16 protein-coding genes are annotated in these 18,048 nt (G+C 52.0%); 5 read left to right on the top strand and 11 right to left on the bottom strand.

Features of this window, described 5'->3' with window-relative positions:
- Position 1: 1 nt before the first annotated feature.
- Genes ACYZZ0_RS13815 through ACYZZ0_RS13830 form a run of 4 tightly spaced genes read right to left on the bottom strand, consistent with a single transcriptional unit; the run spans position 2 to position 3,998 of the window.
- Positions 2-775 (bottom strand): SDR family oxidoreductase, encoded by a 774-nt coding sequence (locus tag ACYZZ0_RS13815; RefSeq protein WP_461537218.1) that lies wholly within the window; start codon positions 773-775, stop codon positions 2-4.
- Positions 776-798: 23 nt separating this feature from the next.
- Positions 799-1,908, bottom strand: coding sequence for a phosphotransferase family protein (locus ACYZZ0_RS13820; protein ID WP_461537219.1), 1,110 nt, complete (start codon positions 1,906-1,908; stop codon positions 799-801).
- Positions 1,908-2,723 (bottom strand): SDR family oxidoreductase, encoded by an 816-nt coding sequence (locus tag ACYZZ0_RS13825; RefSeq protein ID WP_461537220.1) that lies wholly within the window; start codon positions 2,721-2,723, stop codon positions 1,908-1,910. Before ACYZZ0_RS13825 ends, ACYZZ0_RS13820 begins: the two co-directional genes overlap by 1 nt.
- 60 nt (positions 2,724-2,783) lie before the next feature.
- Positions 2,784-3,998 (bottom strand): acyl-CoA dehydrogenase family protein, encoded by a 1,215-nt coding sequence (locus ACYZZ0_RS13830; protein WP_461537221.1) that lies wholly within the window; start codon positions 3,996-3,998, stop codon positions 2,784-2,786.
- Positions 3,999-4,131: 133 nt separating this feature from the next.
- Between ACYZZ0_RS13830 and ACYZZ0_RS13835 the strand changes: the two genes are divergently transcribed.
- The gene (locus ACYZZ0_RS13835) at positions 4,132-5,079 is read left to right on the top strand and encodes a LysR family transcriptional regulator (protein WP_461537222.1); all 948 of its coding nucleotides are present in this window, start codon (positions 4,132-4,134) and stop codon (positions 5,077-5,079) included.
- On the opposite strand, the gene ACYZZ0_RS13840 is transcribed toward ACYZZ0_RS13835, so the two are convergent.
- Entirely contained in the window at positions 5,015-5,320 is a 306-nt protein-coding gene (locus tag ACYZZ0_RS13840; protein ID WP_461537223.1) for an ArsR/SmtB family transcription factor, read from the bottom strand. The two genes, ACYZZ0_RS13835 and ACYZZ0_RS13840, sit on opposite strands and share 65 nt — an antisense overlap.
- A 130-nt stretch (positions 5,321-5,450) precedes the next feature.
- On the opposite strand from ACYZZ0_RS13840, the gene ACYZZ0_RS13845 reads away from it, so the two are divergent.
- Positions 5,451-6,368 (top strand): permease, encoded by a 918-nt coding sequence (locus ACYZZ0_RS13845; protein ID WP_461537224.1) that lies wholly within the window; start codon positions 5,451-5,453, stop codon positions 6,366-6,368.
- A gap of 44 nt (positions 6,369-6,412) precedes the next feature.
- On the opposite strand, the gene ACYZZ0_RS13850 is transcribed toward ACYZZ0_RS13845, so the two are convergent.
- The 6 genes from ACYZZ0_RS13850 to ACYZZ0_RS13875 form a co-directional block, all read right to left on the bottom strand.
- A complete protein-coding gene (locus ACYZZ0_RS13850) occupies positions 6,413-6,904 on the bottom strand; it encodes a DUF2165 family protein (RefSeq protein WP_461537225.1) in 492 nt (163 codons plus the stop codon).
- A 21-nt stretch (positions 6,905-6,925) separates the two neighbouring features.
- Entirely contained in the window at positions 6,926-9,793 is a 2,868-nt protein-coding gene (locus tag ACYZZ0_RS13855) for an FAD-binding and (Fe-S)-binding domain-containing protein (RefSeq protein WP_461537226.1), read from the bottom strand.
- 21 nt (positions 9,794-9,814) lie between these two features.
- The gene (locus ACYZZ0_RS13860) at positions 9,815-10,471 is read right to left on the bottom strand and encodes a LutC/YkgG family protein (RefSeq protein WP_461537227.1); all 657 of its coding nucleotides are present in this window, start codon (positions 10,469-10,471) and stop codon (positions 9,815-9,817) included.
- On the bottom strand, positions 10,468-11,940 hold the full coding sequence (locus ACYZZ0_RS13865) for a LutB/LldF family L-lactate oxidation iron-sulfur protein (protein WP_461537228.1): 1,473 nt from the start codon (positions 11,938-11,940) through the stop codon (positions 10,468-10,470). The genes ACYZZ0_RS13860 and ACYZZ0_RS13865 overlap by 4 nt, the downstream gene beginning before the upstream one ends.
- A complete protein-coding gene (locus ACYZZ0_RS13870; protein WP_461537229.1) occupies positions 11,933-12,784 on the bottom strand; it encodes a (Fe-S)-binding protein in 852 nt (283 codons plus the stop codon). Before ACYZZ0_RS13870 ends, ACYZZ0_RS13865 begins: the two co-directional genes overlap by 8 nt.
- Positions 12,785-12,852: 68 nt before the next feature.
- Positions 12,853-14,547, bottom strand: coding sequence for an L-lactate permease (locus tag ACYZZ0_RS13875; RefSeq protein WP_461537230.1), 1,695 nt, complete (start codon positions 14,545-14,547; stop codon positions 12,853-12,855).
- 213 nt (positions 14,548-14,760) lie between these two features.
- Between ACYZZ0_RS13875 and ACYZZ0_RS13880 the strand changes: the two genes are divergently transcribed.
- The 3 genes from ACYZZ0_RS13880 to ACYZZ0_RS13890 all read left to right on the top strand — a co-directional run bounded on the left by ACYZZ0_RS13880 (position 14,761) and on the right by ACYZZ0_RS13890 (position 17,911).
- Positions 14,761-15,513 (top strand): FCD domain-containing protein, encoded by a 753-nt coding sequence (locus ACYZZ0_RS13880; protein WP_461537231.1) that lies wholly within the window; start codon positions 14,761-14,763, stop codon positions 15,511-15,513.
- 157 nt (positions 15,514-15,670) lie between these two features.
- Positions 15,671-16,420, top strand: coding sequence for a response regulator transcription factor (locus ACYZZ0_RS13885; RefSeq protein WP_461537232.1), 750 nt, complete (start codon positions 15,671-15,673; stop codon positions 16,418-16,420).
- A gap of 15 nt (positions 16,421-16,435) precedes the next feature.
- A complete protein-coding gene (locus ACYZZ0_RS13890) occupies positions 16,436-17,911 on the top strand; it encodes a HAMP domain-containing sensor histidine kinase (RefSeq protein WP_461537233.1) in 1,476 nt (491 codons plus the stop codon).
- The last annotated feature ends 137 nt before the right edge of the window (positions 17,912-18,048 follow it).

Below are 18,048 nucleotides of genomic sequence, written 5' to 3' on the forward strand. Positions count from 1 at the left end.
CTTACACCGTCAGATAACCACCATCCACATTAATACAGCTACCAGTCGTATAACTGGAGGCATCAGAGGCAAGGTAAAGCACTGTACCCGCCATCTCGTTCGGATCAGCTACACGACGCATGGGGATATGCTGCAATGCATGGTTAAGAATGGATTCGTTTTTGGTCAGGGCAGAAGCAAATTTTGTTTCCGTCAGACCCGGTAATAGTGCATTCACGCGGATTCCCAAACCTGCACACTCTTTGGCAAAGGCTTTGGTCATGGAAATAACCGCAGCCTTGGTCACCGAATAAATGCCCTGAAAGTCTCCCGGTACCACACCATTCACTGAAGCCACATTAATAATGCTGCCGCCATTGCCTTTATCTCGCATAGCCCTGCCGACAGCGGCAGACATCATAAAGTAGCCCTGAATATTTACATCCACTGTCTTTTTAAAGGCACTGAGGTCGGTATCAAGGATATGGCCAAAGTAAGGATTGGCAGCGGCGTTGTTGATCAGAATATCAATCCGGCCATGCTTGGCGACCACAGTATCTACAGTATTCTGTATCGCCTCGGGGTTTCCGATATGACAGGACATCGCCTTGGCAGAACCTCCGCTATCACGAATGGCGCTGCAAACTGCTTCACAGCTTTCAACCTTGCGACTAGTGGCAATAACATGGGCACCCTGCTGCGCCAGAAGTCTGGCAATGGCTTCACCGATTCCACGGCTGGCTCCGCTGACGAGAGCAATTTTCCCATCCAGATCGAACAGTTCAGTTTTGGACATCTTCGGTTTCCTGCTTTTTCTTATTATAAAACCGGCTCGGATACGGACTCAGATTGTTGGTTATGCTGTTTCTGTAACGCGGCTTGAACAATGGTTTGGCAGCGTTGTTCAAGCTGAATCACCATCTGATTAAACACTGCAAACCGCTTGTCCTGTGTCTGTCCGTGGTAATAGCGATAGTAGATTTGCTGCACAATTCCGGCCAGACGGAACAGGCCATAGACCAGATAGAAGTCAAAGCTCTGAATCTTCAGACCTGCATGCTGACAATACCATTCAACGATCTGGTCACGGGTCATCATGCCGGGAAGATGGGATGGCTGAATTCGCAAAGCCTGTGAAACCGGATCGTCATCCGCCTGAATCCAGTAAGCCAGCGAACTGCCTAAATCCATCAAGGGATCACCCAGAGTACACATTTCCCAGTCGAGCACTCCGATAATCTGCACCGGGTCGTCCGGATTCAGAATGACGTTATCAAGCCGGAAATCATTGTGAATCAAACAGGTTTTGACGTCTGCCGGCTGATGTTTATCCAGCCAGACCATCACATCTTCAAAGTCGGGCACATCCGGTGTTCTGGCCTTGCGGTATCGATGACTCCAGCCTTCAACCTGACGTTTAACATAGCCTTCCCCCTTGCCAAGTTGCTCCAGCCCCAGAGCTTTATAATCGAGGCTATGTAGCTCCAGCAGTTTTTGCAGCACATTGCTGCACATCTGGCGGGTCTGTTCTTCTGTAAACTCAAGCCCCTTTGGCATCTCCTTGCGCGGAATAATGCCGGTGACCTTCTCCATCACATAAAAATCGCAGCCCATAATGCTGTCGTCCTGACAGAACACCAGCACTTCAGGTACCGGATAATGGCCGTGCAGTGCGGACATGACCCGACATTCACGCCCCATATCATGGGCAGATTTCGCTTTGGTACCAAAGGGCGGACGACGTAACACCAGTTCCCGGTCATCATATTTCAGCTGGTAAGTCAGGTTGGATGCACCACCGGGAAACTGGGTCAGTTCAAGGGTGCCGGTCAGACCGGGAATATGTTGTTTCAGATAACTATCCAGAACCGCCACATCCAGTTCTTCCCCTGCCCGGACCGGGCGAGGCTGATCTATGACCTCAGCCATCAAGCATTCTCCACTGTTTTTCTTGTTAGTATTCGGGAGTACTGTTTGCGTAATTGCTTTACAAACAGGTCAGGCAAATAGCGTTTTATACGCCAGGCCGTGCGCGCCTTTTTGTGGGGCAGAATCCAGAAGGTTCGAGTATCAACCGCCCTGAATATCTCATCTGCAATGTCTTCTGCAGTGATATCCGAACTTGCCAGCAACTTGCCGATGCTCTGCTTCATTGCTTCGCTCTCAGTGCGGCTACTTTCCAGCAGGTTGGTCTGGAAAAATGAAGGGCAGACTACAGAGGTCGCAATACCATCGCCTTCCAGTTCCACCCGCAGGGTTTCTGACAAACTGACCACAGCAGCTTTGGTTGCGTTATAGCTGGCCATCAGCGGAGCAGACATCAGGCCAGCCATCGATGCCACATTGATAATATGGCCACTACCTTGCGAGACCATCATGGGAGTAAAAGTCCGACACCCCCGCACCACACCCAGCAGGTTAATATCAATCACCCACTGCCAGTCATCCATGGTTCCCGATTCAATCCGGCCGCCGGTTGCAACACCTGCATTGTTTACCAATACATCCAGCTGACCCCAGCGTTGCTCAATAGCTTCGCGCACCGCTGCAAAGTCAGTGTCACTGCAGACATCACAGGTCATATAAAAGGCATCAACACCTTTGGCCTGTAACATCGCCTCAGTTTCTATTCCACGCTTGGCATTGATATCCACAATGCAGACATCGTAACCGGCGTCAGCAAAACGTGCGGCAATGGACCGCCCCAGACCACTGGCTCCGCCAGTCACCAGAATTGATGGCATCGTGATTTCCCCCTGATCAGCCTGCCGGATTTTTTATATTCTTCTTATCCACAACACCGGCTATCGGTATTTTTTCAGCTCCAGCCTGGCGATCAGACTGCGATGGACTTCGTCCGGGCCATCTGCCAGCCGCAATGTTCTGATCGCACCGTATAAATAGGCCAGTTCAGTGTCATTGCTGACGCCCATGCCACCATGTATCTGAATCGCTTCATCCAGAATTCTCAAAGCCACATTGGGCGCGACAACTTTAATCTGCGAGATTTCGCTCATGGCAGCCTTGTTGCCGACAGTATCCATCATCCATGCCGCTTTCAGTGTCAGCAACCGGGCCATTTCAATATCGGTTCTGGCATTGGCAATCTTGTCCGGGTTACCGCCCAGTCGCGCCAGTGAGTCGCGAAAAGCGCTACGCTCAAGCCCCCGCCTGCACATCAACTCCAGTGCTTTTTCAGCCACACCAATAGTTCGCATGCAGTGGTGAATTCGTCCCGGTCCCAGGCGGCCCTGGGCAATCTCAAAACCTCTGCCAGGGCCGGCGATAATATTGCTCACAGGTAAACGTACATTGTTGAACGTCACTTCACCATGACCTTCCGGTTCATGATATTCATTGAATACCGGCAGCATCCGCTCGATTTTTACCCCCGGAGTATCCAGTGGTACCAGCACCATGGAATGACGACGATGACGGTCTTCACCCAGAGGATCGGAAACGCCCATAAAGATACCGATGCGGGCATTGGGATGACCGACATTGGAACTCCACCACTTGCAGCCATTCAGCACCACCTCGTCGCCTTCGACAATACAGGTTGCCGCCATATTGGTAGCATCGCTGGACGCTACACCCGGCTCAGTCATAAAGAAAACCGAACGAATATCACCTGCCAGCAACGGCTTGAGCCACTGCTCCTTTTGTTCTTCGCTGCCGTATTTCCACAGCAATTCCATATTGCCGGTATCAGGTGCGTTACAGTTGAACACTTCCGGTGCATGGCGCTCACGCCCCATCAGTTCGGCCAGCGGTGCATATTGGAGATTGGTCAGGCCGGCACCATATTCATTGTCCGGCAAAAACATATTCCACAGGCCTTCGGCTTTTGCTTCAGCCTTGAGCTGCTCCATGATTTCGGGCTGAACCCAGTTTCGGAAGTCAGGTCCCTTGACCAGTTGTTCCTCAAACTTTTCACTGGCGGGAATAATTCGGTTATCAATAAAATCACCGACACGCTTCATCCACTCCCGGGTTTTGGCAGAGTATCCGAAATCCATTGTTGTTCTCCTGCAGTGTCGGCAGCCAGAGAATGGCTGTGTCGTTTTAAGTTCTTGTTATTTCGCTACCCGATGGTAGAAAATCGCCTCACATATCACCAATGAATAGTTCTGATAAAACACTATAAATTTCATGCATGAACTGTCCCGCATTGATCTGAACCTGTTTCCGGTACTGGATGCCATCGCAACCGAAGGCTCTATCACCGCTGCAGCTAAACGTCTGAACCTGACCCAGCCTGCCGTCAGTCATGCACTGGGCAGGTTACGACAGCGGTTGGATGATCCGCTGTTTATCCGTCAGGGACACACGATGCAGCCGACACCCTATACCCGGCGGGTGTTACCTGAAATCCGCCGGGCAATGGAAATACTCAACACTACCCTGATCGAAGACAGTGGTTTTGACCCGGCCACAGCTGAACGCACTTTTGTTATTGGCATGCGGGAAAGTTTTGAAAAGGTGATTCTGCCGGGTCTGGTTCAGCAAGCCATTCAGACTGCCCCGGGCATTCGGTTTGAAGCGGTGCATATCAACCGCCGGGATCTGGAGAAAGAGCTCAAGGCCGGGCATATCGATCTGGCCATTGATGTACAACTACCGGTCAGCGATCAGATCAGCACAGCATCACTGCCACACAGTGATCTGGCCGTTCTGGCAAGACATGACCATCCAAGGATTCGGAGAGGACTGGAGCTGGAGCATTATCTCGCCGAAGAGCATATTCTGGTATCAGCCCGCCGCCGGGGAACAGGTTATGAAGATATGGAGCTGGCCCGGCTCGGGCACCAGCGCAAGATCGGTCTGAGATGCCAGAGCCATTTTACTGCCAGCATGATTGTCAGCCAGTCGGATCTGCTACTGACCCTGCCAGCAAGCCATGCCAGAACCCTGAACAGACAACAAAACAATCAGCTGTTTCCCCTGCCACTGCAGGTGCAGGGGTTGATATCATTCTGCTACTGGTATCAGGGCAACAGCACTGACCCCGGCTTATGCTGGCTGCAACAGCAGGTTATGCAGGTGACACAGTCTCATCAGTACAACACTCATGCTGCAGAAAACAGACGACATCGGTAAGCCGCCGGTATTCCGCCACACAATACAGCGTACGTCCTTCCCGGCGCTGGGTAATCAGTCCGGCTGAAGCCAGGCTGGATAAATGATGCGACAGGGTTGATCCCGGAATACCCAGCTCTTTCTGCACAACACCAACAGCCAGCCCCTGATGGCCTGATTTTACCAGCCGCTTGAAAACCGCCAGCCGGGTTGGATGTCCCAGTTCTTTCAATGCCTTGGCAATGTCTTCCAGTTCAGCCATGTGGTACTTCCCGTAATACTGTGATGGAAAATATATTTCGATATTAATAGAAATATCTTGACCCGCCAAATCCTGAAGTCATATATTTCGATTATTCTGGAAATATAGATTTGAAGATGTGAGGCTAGATATGTCTATTACACAATCCATGGTGATGGAAGCATTGGATATGTTTCTGTTCCTTGCTGCTGAACTGACGGTGTTGTTTCTTGCTATCAGCTACCTTGTTGGCGTATTGCAGGAGTTTATTCCACCGCAGAAAATCCAAAGCATCCTGAGCAGTAAAAACGGTAAGGGCTATGTCATTGCCGGGTTTCTCGGGGCGATTACGCCATTCTGCTCCTGCTCGACCATTCCTTTTCTAAAGGGGTTACTGCGAGCCAGAGCCGGCTTCGGCACCATGATGGTGTTTCTGTTTGCCAGCCCGCTGCTGAACCCGATTATTATTGGCCTGTTTGCTGTCACCTTCGGACTGCAGGTTGCCACTTTTTATTTTGTGATGGCGATGGGTGTTTCCATTATCGCCGGGTACACACTGGAAAAACTGGGCTTTGAACAATATGTGAAGCCGGATGCTTACAGTGAGCCCGCTAAAAAGAAATGCTGCGGCAGCAGCTCCGGTAAACCAGAGCAAGAGATCAGCAAGTGGCGCAGAATCTGGAATAGTACCTGGAAAGACTTTATTAAAGTGCTGCCCTACCTGATGTTCGGTATCGGTCTTGGCTCAATGATTTATGGCTTTATGCCCACCGAGTTTGTTGCCAGAGTGGCCAGTGATTCAAACCCGTTTGCCATTCCGGTTGCAGCAGTCATTGGTATTCCACTTTATATTCGGGCTGAAGCGGTTATTCCGCTTAGCGCGGCACTGGCTGCAAAAGGAATGGGGCTGGGTGCAGTAATGGCACTGATTATCGGCAGTGCCGGAGCCAGCCTGACAGAAGTGATTCTGCTGAAGTCGATTTTCAAAAACCGGATGATTTATGCCTTTCTGACAGTGATTCTGGGCATGGCTGTCAGCGCCGGTTATCTGTACAGCTATATGTTTTAAACCGGTTGATTTTATGGTCGGGGCTTCCGGCCATAAAAACATGATCACTGTTCACTCATGGACACATAGATCAGCGTCATAAACAGCAATGAGGCGATCCGAAAGCCCGGCTGTATTCCGTTCCATATCGGTGACTGCCAGGCCAGAAACCACTCCCCGGAGATCGCCATAAAAGCCAGAAACCAGAGCAATACACCCAGCGTCAGCCCCAGAATGGCGGGTACCTTGGCGTGAGAGAACAAGGGAGATTTAAGCTGGCGAATCATTCTGGCAGCTGCCACCCAGCACAACATTGCGATAACAACTTCAACCGCGATAATAACGAAGTATGCCAGCTGCCATATCAACGGTTCATGGATTGCCCGCCACTCAGCCTGAATGGCATTGCCGGTCGTGTCCATCGTCATGACATGCATCACATAAAGATAATTACTCTGGTAATCCACCAGATTATTGAACACGACCAGAGTGCTGAAAAACGCAGCACCTGCAACCAATACCGTTTTGCTGAGCCTGACTGCCACAATATTATTCATGGCAGTCAACATAGACGAAAATCAGTCGAACTGCGGCATCAGCGGGCGGGCACAACGATCCAGCAGATAGACAACTGAATGGTAAGGCACGCCACTGTGATGACTGAGACCAATTTCACAGGTGCGGTTGGAAGAAACCCCTTCACGACAACTGGAAGGCACCTGTTCTTGTAGCGGCTCCAGTGCACTGGCATTCAGTTCCGGTGCAGTGAAACCCTTGTCTCCGGCAAAACCGCAGCAGGTGATACTTTTGGGCACTACCATCTGTGTAGTACAACGACTGACAATGTTCTTCATCTGTTCGGCACCACCCAGCTTCTGCAGGCTGCAGGGCAAGTGAACCATAACAGGCTCATCAGTCTGCTGAATCGTTAACTGGTCCAACAGATTGTCATGAATAAACTCCACCACATCATAGAGTTTGAGTTCACCTGCACCGCTATCCTTTTGCTGCCAGGTACAGCTGCTGGTATCGGAGATAACCGGCCACTGGCCTTCGTTACTGGCAGCCCATAACGCCCGATGCAATTCATCAGCCTTGCGCCCGGCTTCTTCCGGCTGCCCCTTGGAAGCAAAGGGCTGACCACAGCACAGTTCAGGTAGACTGGCCGGCATAACAACGTTGTAGCCCGCTTTCTCCAGCAGCCGTTTCACAACAGTTGCCATCGCCTCCTGTTCAAAGTCCATTCGGGATGGACCCATATTGCGACTGGCGCAGCTGGGGAAGTAAACAACTGTTTTCTGGTCCGGGTTAACAGCGGCGGTTGATTGTTGTACTGGTTGCTCAAGAGGCTCCTGACTGGCAGCTTTGGGCATGGCATCAACCCACAAAGGAATCCGGTCACCCGATATTTTCCGTGCTGCGGATGTCACTTTTTCCATTGCACTGGTGCCGATCAGACCATGAGTTACATCAGCCAGTTTTAATCCGGTTCGTACAGCTTTGGTTGTTCCGGCAAAGTGCTGACCCAGCCATTGAGCCTTGCCTTTATGGTCACAGTTTCTTTCTGCCCGCAGCTTCAATGTCAGCTTGCCGGTATTGATGCCGACCGGACAGCGGGTGGAACAAAGACCACAGGCAGCACAGGTATCAATGCCCTGCCAGGCGTACTCCTTCTCCATTTCTTCCAGTCGTTTCAAGTCGGCTACAGATGTGGCTTCACGTCGCAACTTGCTGATTTCACGCCAGAGCACAATCCGTTTACGCGGAGTCAGCGTCAGATTCTGGGACGGACAGGCCGGTTCACAGAAGCCACACTCGATACACTTGTCCACCAGATCATCAGCAGCAGGCATCGGCTTGAGGTTGGTAATATGGGCATTGTCATCTTCATTGATAATTACCCCCGGATTCAGCAGCGTACACGGATCAAACAGCTGCTTGATATCCTTCATCAGCCGATAAGCATCGCTGCCCCATTCAAGCTCTACATAGGGCGCCATATTACGACCGGTGCCATGCTCGGCTTTCAGCGAGCCACCAAACTCAACCGCAACCAGCTGTGACACATCATCCATAAACTGGCGATAACGCTCGATCTCTTCCGGCGTATCAAACGCCTGCGTGAAGACAAAATGGAGATTGCCCTCCAGCGCATGACCAAAGATCAGCGCTTCGCTGTAATTGTATTTATCGAACATCGCCTGCAATCGGATGACTCCTTCAGTCAGCTGTTCGATCGGAAACGCAACATCTTCAATAATTACAGTCGTGCCGGTCTGGCGGACGGCACCAACAGCCGGGAACAGGCCTTTTCGAATAGCCCAGAGCGCCGCATATTCTGCTTCGACTTCAGTAAACTCAACCTGCTCCAGTACCTCAAAGTCAGTGACAACCGCTTCGATATCCTGAATCTGCTGCAACAGTACGTCACGGGTTTCTGCCCGGGTTTCAATCAGCAGTGCACAGGCATCGGCTGCCAACTGATCATTAATAAAAGCAGGCAGGCCGGGTTTACCGGCAACTGAAGCCATCGCCCGGCGATCCATCAGTTCCACTGAAGAAACCGGTGCTTTTTTCAAAGCGGTAACAGCCCGACAGCAAGTGGCTACATCAGGGAAAACGACCAATGAGGAAGCCTTGTTGGCATGATCGGGCACGGTGTTATAAGTCACCGATGAGATAAAGCCGAGGGTACCTTCCGAGCCCACCAGCAGGTGCGCCAGAATATCCACAGGATCCTTGAAATCCACCAGAGCATTGATACTCAGGCCAGTGGTATTTTTCAGCCGGTACTTGTGACGAATCTTGTCAGTCAGCTCGGCATTGTTTTCCACATCCTGAGCCAGAGCTGCTAGGTCATCCAGCAGGGTTTTATGGCTTTGTTGGAATGCCGCTACATTTTCAGGGTCGCTGGTATCAAGCAGTGTGCCATCAGCCAGAATCAGACGAATACTGTCCAGCGTGTGATAGGTATTCTGAGCCACACCACAGCACATGCCGCTGGCATTGTTGGCCGCAATACCACCAATCCGGCAGGTATTGATTGATGCCGGGTCAGGGCCGATCTTGCGGCCCAGTGGAGCCAGGATGGCATTGGCTTCAGCACCGATAACACCTACCTGAAGCCGGATCTTTTCACCACCGTTAATCAGTTCATGTCCGGTCCAGCCCTTGCTGGCAATGACCAGTACCGAATCAGTAATCGCCTGTCCGGACAGGCTGGTTCCGGCCGCCCGGAATGTCAGCGGCACCTGACGTTTGGCCGCTTCGGCTATAACCTGCTGAACTTCCTGTTCCGATTCCACCAGCACCACCAGCTGGGGTATCAACCTGTAAAAGGAAGCATCCGTACCAAACGCCAACAGACGCGAGGCATCTTTCAGCAGACGCTTCGACGGAATGGATGCTTTGATGGTGTTATAAAAATCGGTAACAGCACTATTCATTTGTTGTTCTCTCTCGCTGCCTTAATTGGCAATCAGCAGCACAATCAATTCGCGCGGACCGTGAGCACCATAAGCCAGAATGCGGGCAATATCAGCGGTTTTGGACGGGCCGGAAATCAGCAGGGCATTGGTGGGCATACCGTCAGCCCAACCTTCAGCTTTCATTACATCGGTTAAAGTGTTGTGGATATCACTGGCACGCAGCAGGGCAAAGTGCACCGGTGGCACCAGCGACATGGCGCGGGGTTCTTCATGATCCGGCCACAGCACCAGACTGCCGGTTTCGGCAATCGCGCCGCGGCAGGTGGTCAGGGAGGCATCAATATCGAAGAACAGCTCATCTTTCAGGTCACGGGGATTTTCCGGTATAGAGACCTGATCTATTTCATCAACATGCTGTAATGCCTGCCCGGTTTCCCGAGCGGGCGACACCAGCAGTTTTTTCAGCTGCTTTTCCCGCAGCAACAGCTGCAACAGTACCGGCCAGTGTGATGCTGTTGTCTGATGTACCTCGGTTTTAACCGCAGTCATGGCGTCGGTAAAGTGGCGAACTTTCTCTTCCTGACTCCAGTCGTAGTGAGCCACATCACCACAATCATCAGCAGTGGTTCGTGGCTTGCTGTCACCAATACCGGCTCTCAAACGGGACAGGATTCTGTTGCGGGCATCAATGCTCATCCTTTATCTCCTGCCTGTTTTTCTGAATACTGGTCTTGCTGTTTACGATATTGCTTAACCAGACTGTGAAGACTTTTCTTTGCCGGTTTCGGCGAAGTTCGGTAATCAGTCCAGCCCTTCATTTTTGAAGGCGTCAGCCCCCGCAATAATGTGGCTGATAAAGCAAAGGTGCGATACATCGCCGGCGAGCTGTAAAGCTTGCTCCAGCTCAGCCAGGCCGCTTTTTCGGTATGGGTATATTTGGCCCCGTGACCGCGAATTACCGGAGCTTCATCTTTCTTCAGCTTGCGCACACCTTCATGGCGCAGACGCCGCAGCAAGTCCGGAATCGGAATTCGAACCGGGCAGACTTCACCACAGGCACCGCACAATGAGGACGCACTGGGTAGGTCTTTAGTCTCTTCAAGCCCCAGCAAATGCGGAGACAGGATAGAGCCGATCGGACCAGGATAGGTGGTGCCATAAGCATGCCCACCCAGACGGGTATAAACCGGACAGTGGTTCATACAAGCAGCACAGCGAATGCACTGCAGCGTCTGGCGCATTTCTTCATCGGCATAGGGGATGGTGCGGCCGTTATCCAGCAGTACCAGATGGACTTCTTCCGGACCATCTTCATCCTGCTTGCGCGGTGAAGAAATCATATTCACATAAGTGGTGACCGGCTGTCCGGTGGCAGAGTTTGTCAGCAGCGTCAGCAGTGGCGGCAGATCATCCAGCCGTTCAATTACCTTTTCGATACCGGTCATGGCGATATGCACTTTGGGTACCGTGGTCGCCATTCGACCATTACCTTCATTTTCAACCAGCACCAAAGAGCCGGTTTCCGCCACCATAAAGTTCACCCCGGTCAGACCAATATCTGCCGCGTGAAAACGACGGCGCAGTTCTTTCCGGGCAGACTGGATCAGGGTGTCAACATCTTCGGTGTATTCGCAGTCATCCAGGTTCTGCTCAAACAATCTGGCGATATCTTCCTTGGTCTTGTGGATCGCCGGCATCACGATATGGGACGGCTTGTCTTCTGCCAGCTGCAGAATGAATTCCCCCATATCTGCTTCGATAGCCTCGACGCCGTTATGCTCAAGAAACTCGTTCAGTTCAGTCTCTTCACTGACCATGGACTTACCTTTGATCATGGTTTTCGCACCATGATGGCGGGCAATATCCAGCACTATGCTGTTGGCTTCTTCCGGCGTTTCAGCCCAGTGAACCCGAATACCATTTTCCCGCAGCTTGCTTTCCAGTTGCTCCAGCAGATCCGGCAGTTTTGACAGTGCCCGCTTGCGAATGCTGGAACCACGGTCACGCAGTAACTGCAGCTGGTGATCATCCGTAAACCGGCCTTTCCGCTTGTCCATCAGAAAGTCCATGGCTTCACGGAAATTATGGCGCAGGGCAGGATCGTTCAGATCCCGGTCAACCCGCTCCTTGAAACTCAGGTTATGTAACGGGATACGTTCAGACATGCTTTTCTCCTGTCGTACGCTCCCAGAGATAACTGGCGAGGTGTTCACCCCTGATTTTATGCTGCTGGAATTCCAGTGCACCGTTAATATTCATCAGGCAGCCGTAATCCGCACTGATCAGTCGATCAGCACGGGTGTCGGTAATCGCTGTCACTTTGTCATTGACCATGGCTCCGGAAATATCCGGATAGCGGACACAGAATGAACCACCAAATCCGCAGCACTCAAACTCATGGTCGTGGACCACACGTTTTACATTCCGCAGCGCATCAACCAGCGCCCAGCCGGTATGGTGCACATTCATCTCCCGACGTGCTGCACAGGAAGTGTGTACCGCAACCGTTTCCGGCTCGCCCTGGTCTTCCGGCTGATAACCCAGCACATGTACCAGAAACTCAGTGAATTCGAAAACCCGTTCGGCAAAAGCCTGAGCCTGCTGCTGTTCCGGCAGTCCGGTAAACATTTTTGGGTAGTGATGATGCATCATGCCGCCACAGGAACCGGACAGCACAATCACCGGCCAGTCTTCCGGCATGGCCTGCATCTGCATCAGCGCCACTTCACGGGCCTCGTCATCATAGCCTGAGGTATAGGCTGGCTGGCCACAGCAGGTTTGCTGTTCGGCAAAGACCACATTGATGCCTTCCCGCTCCAGCAGCTTCAGCGCATCAAGGCCGGCTTGTGGTTGCAGCAGGTCAACAAGACAGGTGCCGTAAAGATAAACCGTATCGGGACGGTCAGGATAGTTTCTGTCAGGATTGCTTCTTGGTTTGGATGATTCGGATGTGACGGGCTCCGGCGGGTTACCGGTATCTCCCATGGCATTGACGAAAAGCTCGGACATGATCGAAAACCTCGAGAGCCGGAGTCTTGCTGACTCCGGCTTTGCGCTAGCTGAGGAACAGCTGCTGATTAACCAACCAGCGGGTCGGAAACACCCAGCAGGGTCAGGGCAATTGTCCCCAGAATACCGGCAAACAGGACATAGTAAATGGTGGGTATGATGGTCATTCGCAGGGTCATGCCTTCACGCCCCAGCAGGCCGACAGTTGCAGATGCCGCAACCACGTTGTGAATGGCAATCATGTTACCTGCGGCAGCACCGACCGCCTGCATCGCTACCATCATGGCACCGGATACCGACAGGGCTTCAGCCACACCAAACTGGAACTGGGCCAGCATCATGTTACTGACAGTGTTGGAGCCGGCGATGAAGGCACCCAGGGCACCAATGGCCGGAGCAAACACGGTGTACATACCGCCGAAGGTGTCTGCAACATAGCGGGCCATTGCCACTGGCATACTGCTCAGGTCAGCTGCATTGACACCGGAGTTGATCAGAATCCGTACCATCGGGATGGTGAACATCAGTACGAAGCCGGCACCCAGCAGAGTACGGGAAGATTCACCCAACGCCTCTTTCATATTCTTGAGAGAGATACGGTGCAGCAGAATGGTCGCCAGTACCACCAGCACCAGAATGCCACCAGGCAGGTAGAACGGCTGAATGCCGGCACTGATGCCTGCTTCACCCAGAATGTTGCTGAAGCTCAGGGAAACAGACTTGCTCAGAGCTTTCACACTGTCGCTGGTGCGGCTCAGTACCAGCAGTACAGCAACCAGTACATAAGGCATCCAGGCTTTAACCAGGGACATATCCTTGCCCGGCGCCATGCTGTCCAGCTTCACTTCCAGCTTGCCAGTCCACTCTACCGGCCACTTGTCCGGAGAAGCAAACTGCCAGGTCTCTTTCGGCATCAGGAAGCCCGCTTTCGCTGCGGTGGTCACAATGGCCAGACCGATCAGGCCACCCAGCAGTGACGGGAATTCCGGTCCAAGGAAAATGCCGGTCAGGGCATACGGGATGGTAAATGCCAGACCGGCGAAAATAGCAAACGGCAGTACCTGCAGGCCTTCCGCAAATGACTTGTTACGACCGAAGAAGCGGGTCAGCATCATCACCATAAACAGCGGAATCAGGGTTCCGACGACGGCATGAATAATGGCGACTTCACTGGTAATCAGCTGCAGGAAGATATCCCAGCTGGAACCTTGAGCTACCAGTTGATCTCCGATAGAAGCTGTATCCAGACCCTTGTTAACACCGATGATGATCGGGGTACCGACCGCACCGAACGATACCGGAGTACTCTGGATCATCATGCCGACCATAACTGCCGCCAGTGCCGGGAAGCCGATGGCTACCAGCAGTGGTGCAGCAATCGCTGCCGGGGTACCGAAACCGGAAGCACCTTCAATGAAGGAGCCGAACAGCCAGGCCACGATAATCGCCTGAACCCGCTGGTCAGGTGAGATACCCACAAAGCCGGCCTTGATTGCAGTGATGGCGCCGGAGTGTTTGAGGGTGTTGAGCAGCAGAATGGCGCCAAAGATGATCCACAATACTGCAATAGTGATAACCAGTCCCTGCAGTGAGGAAGCCAGTACCCGATTAAAAGACACTTCCCAGGCAAATACGGCAATACCGGCGGTCAGCAAAAAGACAGCAGGCATCGCTTTTTTGGCAGGAAGACGGAACCCGAGAAGCAGCACAGCGGTGAGCAAAATGGGCGAGAACGCGAGGAATGCTTGAATGCCAGGGGACATATAAGAGACCTTTTGTTGTTTTTATTGAAATTGGTAAGACCAATTATCCAGTTGGCGGCGAGGATAATAATCAACCACAATCCTTGTCAATGTTTTTATGTTTGTTTTTGTTTGATTATGAACATCAGTTGCATCTGCACGGCGGTATCGTTTCAATAGACTGCAGGGAAAATAGACTTGCGGCGTTCAGTCGTATAAATCACGGGAAATGTAGTGAAACAGCAGACACTGGCCGATAGAATCACAGCCAAACTGGAGACCATGATTGTAGAAGGGGTTTACCGACCGGGAGAGCGTCTGCCGGCAGAACGAACTCTGGCCCAGCAACTCGAAGTATCACGCCCATCGCTGCGATCGGCCCTGCAGACGCTGGCCGCAAAAGGAATTCTGCGCTCACGTCAGGGCGGTGGTCATTATGTAACCGATTCGTTAACACGTTCACTTTCAGACCCGCTGCTGGATATGTTGGGGAAACACCCGGAAGCCCGGGATGATGTACTGGAATTTCGCTACCTGCTGGAAGGTGCATGCGCTTTTTACGCCGCCCAGCGTGCAACTGATGTCGACAAAAAAAACCTGCAGCAGGCCTTCGAAGCTCTTGAGCAAAGTATGCAGGAAGACGACAGAATCAAGGAAAGTCAGGCCGACCTGGCATTTCATCTGGCCATTGCCGAAAGCTCCCACAATATGGTGCTGTTACATACCATGCGGGCTATGTTCAATATGCTGAAGCACAATATCCACACCAATATCGGTGGTCTGTATAACCGGGATATCACCGGTGAGCATCTCTGCGAACAGCACCAGGCCATTCTCGAAGCAATCCTTGCCGGCCAGCCTGACAAAGCCAAGGCCGCAGCAGAAAGTCATATTCTGTATGTTCAGGAAACCCTGTCCGATATGGAGCGGAAGCAGATTCGTGCGACCAGAGCCAAGCGTCGTTCCGGGGAGCTGGCGCCTCTTTGATCACTATCGCAATACAAGAAACTATCACTACAACAGTTTTATGACGAAGACAGGAAACAAATAACTATCATCCCGTCCTTTATCCGTCCCTGTCCTGATTGCATCCAAAAACGGTTACCCGGCGTAAAAATAAAGTTATGCCGGGAGACCAATAATTATGATTACAACAAACGATGCATCCGCTGTAACTCTGGAAAATAAAAAAATACTGGTGGTCGAGGATGAGCAGGAAATAGGCAACCTGTTATCACTCCACCTTGGGGATATGGGAGCAGAAATCCATCATGCTTCCGATGGTTTTACCGGGCTTGAACTGGCAACTCAGCAGCCGTGGGACCTGATTATTCTTGATATTCAGTTGCCGGGGCCAAGCGGACTGGATATCTGCCGCCGGGTACGCAAGACCAACCGTCAGGTTCCTATTATTCTGCTGACCTCACGTACCACCGAACTGGATCGGGTAGTCGGACTGGATGTAGGTGCTGACGACTACATTTCCAAACCTTTCGGCATGATGGAATTGATTGCCCGTATCAAGGCTTTGCTGCGCCGATCCGGTACTCAACCTGCCCCTGAACTTCCACAAAGTAATCCGGATCTTCCTGTCCGTATCAACAACCTGGAAGTGAAGGAAACTTCACGGCAGGTGCATCTGTCCGGCAAAGAGATTGAACTGACGGCCAGAGAATTTGATCTGCTGATGCATTTTGTTCGTCATCCCGGCCGGGTTTTCAGCCGAACCGAGCTGCTGGATCAGGTCTGGGGTTATAACCACGAAGGATACGAACATACCGTCAACTCCCATATCAACCGACTGCGCGCCAAACTGGAGTCGGATCCACGTAACCCGGAGTACATCGTGACCTGCTGGGGAGTGGGTTACAAACTTCAGGACCACCGGGTCTGAGCGGAGTGACAGAGCATGATAACCACACTGAATCGAAAGCTGTCGCTTGCTTTGCTGGCAATTGTCTCCAGCGTCGGTCTGGCAGCACTGATAATCGGCCAGCTGGGAATGAAGCTCTACTATGAAGAGCTAACCCAGAAACTGAACAGCAGCATTGCCATGTATGTCACCGACGAGTACGAGTTAATCAAGGGTGATGTCGACAGCAACGAAGCGATCCAGCAGCTGGCCCGTCAGGCCATGATTATTAACCCTGCCGTTGAGGTATACCTGTTAAGTCCCCAGGGTCGTGTTATGACTCACAGTGTTCATGACCAGACGTTGAAACGGCAAACTGTGGATCTGACGCCTATCCGTGAGTTTCTCTCAGGCAAGGGCAACTTCCCGCTACGCAACTATGATCCCCGCCACGACAATCTGAAGAAAATCTTTTCTGTGTCAGAAATCAGGGAGGGTTCCGAGTTAAAGGGTTATCTGTATGTTGTATTGGGAGGCAAACTGTATGACAACCTCAGCAGTCAGATTGCCTGGAGTCATATCAGTATTCAGACCGCCTGTGCACTGGCCATCAGCGTTATCAGTTGCTTGCTGGTTGGCCTGCTGATCGTGCGGATACTGATCCATCCACTGTCCCGCCTATGTCACGATATGAACAACTTTGCCCGCTCTGAACTCGGTACCAAGGAGTTAATGCCGGAGCAGTCCTGCAAAAATACAGATGAAGTCAGCCGCCTGGCTGTGATCTATCAGGCCATGTCACGCAAGATCTCTGATCAGCTGGCCCAGTTGCGCACCAACGACAGGCTGCGGCGGGAACTGGTATCCAATGTTTCCCATGACCTGCGGACACCACTGGCGACCATACAGGGATATATTGAAACCCTGATCGTCAAACAGAACTCCCTGAGTCGGGAGCAACGGCTGGACTATCTTTATTCGGCCGAGAATGGATGCCATCGGCTATCACGCCTAATCTGTGATTTGTTTGAACTGTCGAAGCTGGACTCGGGCAGTAAGCAACCGGAGCTTGAACATTTCTCGCTGGCAGAGCTGGTTCACGATACATCGCAGGGGTTCCGACTGGCTCTGGAAACCCGGAATATCGCCCTGAAGATCGAGTGTCCCCAGTCTCATGCGCTGGTGCTGGCTGACATCGGCATGATTCAGCGAGTGCTGGATAACCTGCTGCGTAATGCCATCAGTCATACGCCGGACAATGGTCGTATCTGCGTTCGAATCAGTGAAACATCAAGCGGAGTTAACCTGACTGTTGAGAACTCCGGCAGTTATATCGCCGAACAGGACCTGCCCCATATCTTCAACCGTTTTTACCAGAGCTCGTTATCAGCAGAAAAAGCGGACAGCAACCCCGGTGGAACCGGGCTGGGACTAGCGATAGTAAAACGGATTCTGGAAGTACACGGCAGTGTAATCGAGGTGCGCAGCAGTCAGCGCTCGGGTACAGCCTTTGCCTTTACCTTGCCGGTTTAGCCCGGCATATAACCGCAAATTTGTATAAAAAAAATCACGGAGTTATCACAGCGAAAATCGGGAAATTTGAAATCCCTGTGATAATTCCGTGAGATCTGCCTGACAGGATTCCAGTTACTCATTATTCGGGAGGAATA

Source organism: Spongorhabdus nitratireducens (assembly GCA_947387575.1).
Lineage (GTDB): Bacteria > Pseudomonadota > Gammaproteobacteria > Pseudomonadales > Endozoicomonadaceae > CANDOC01.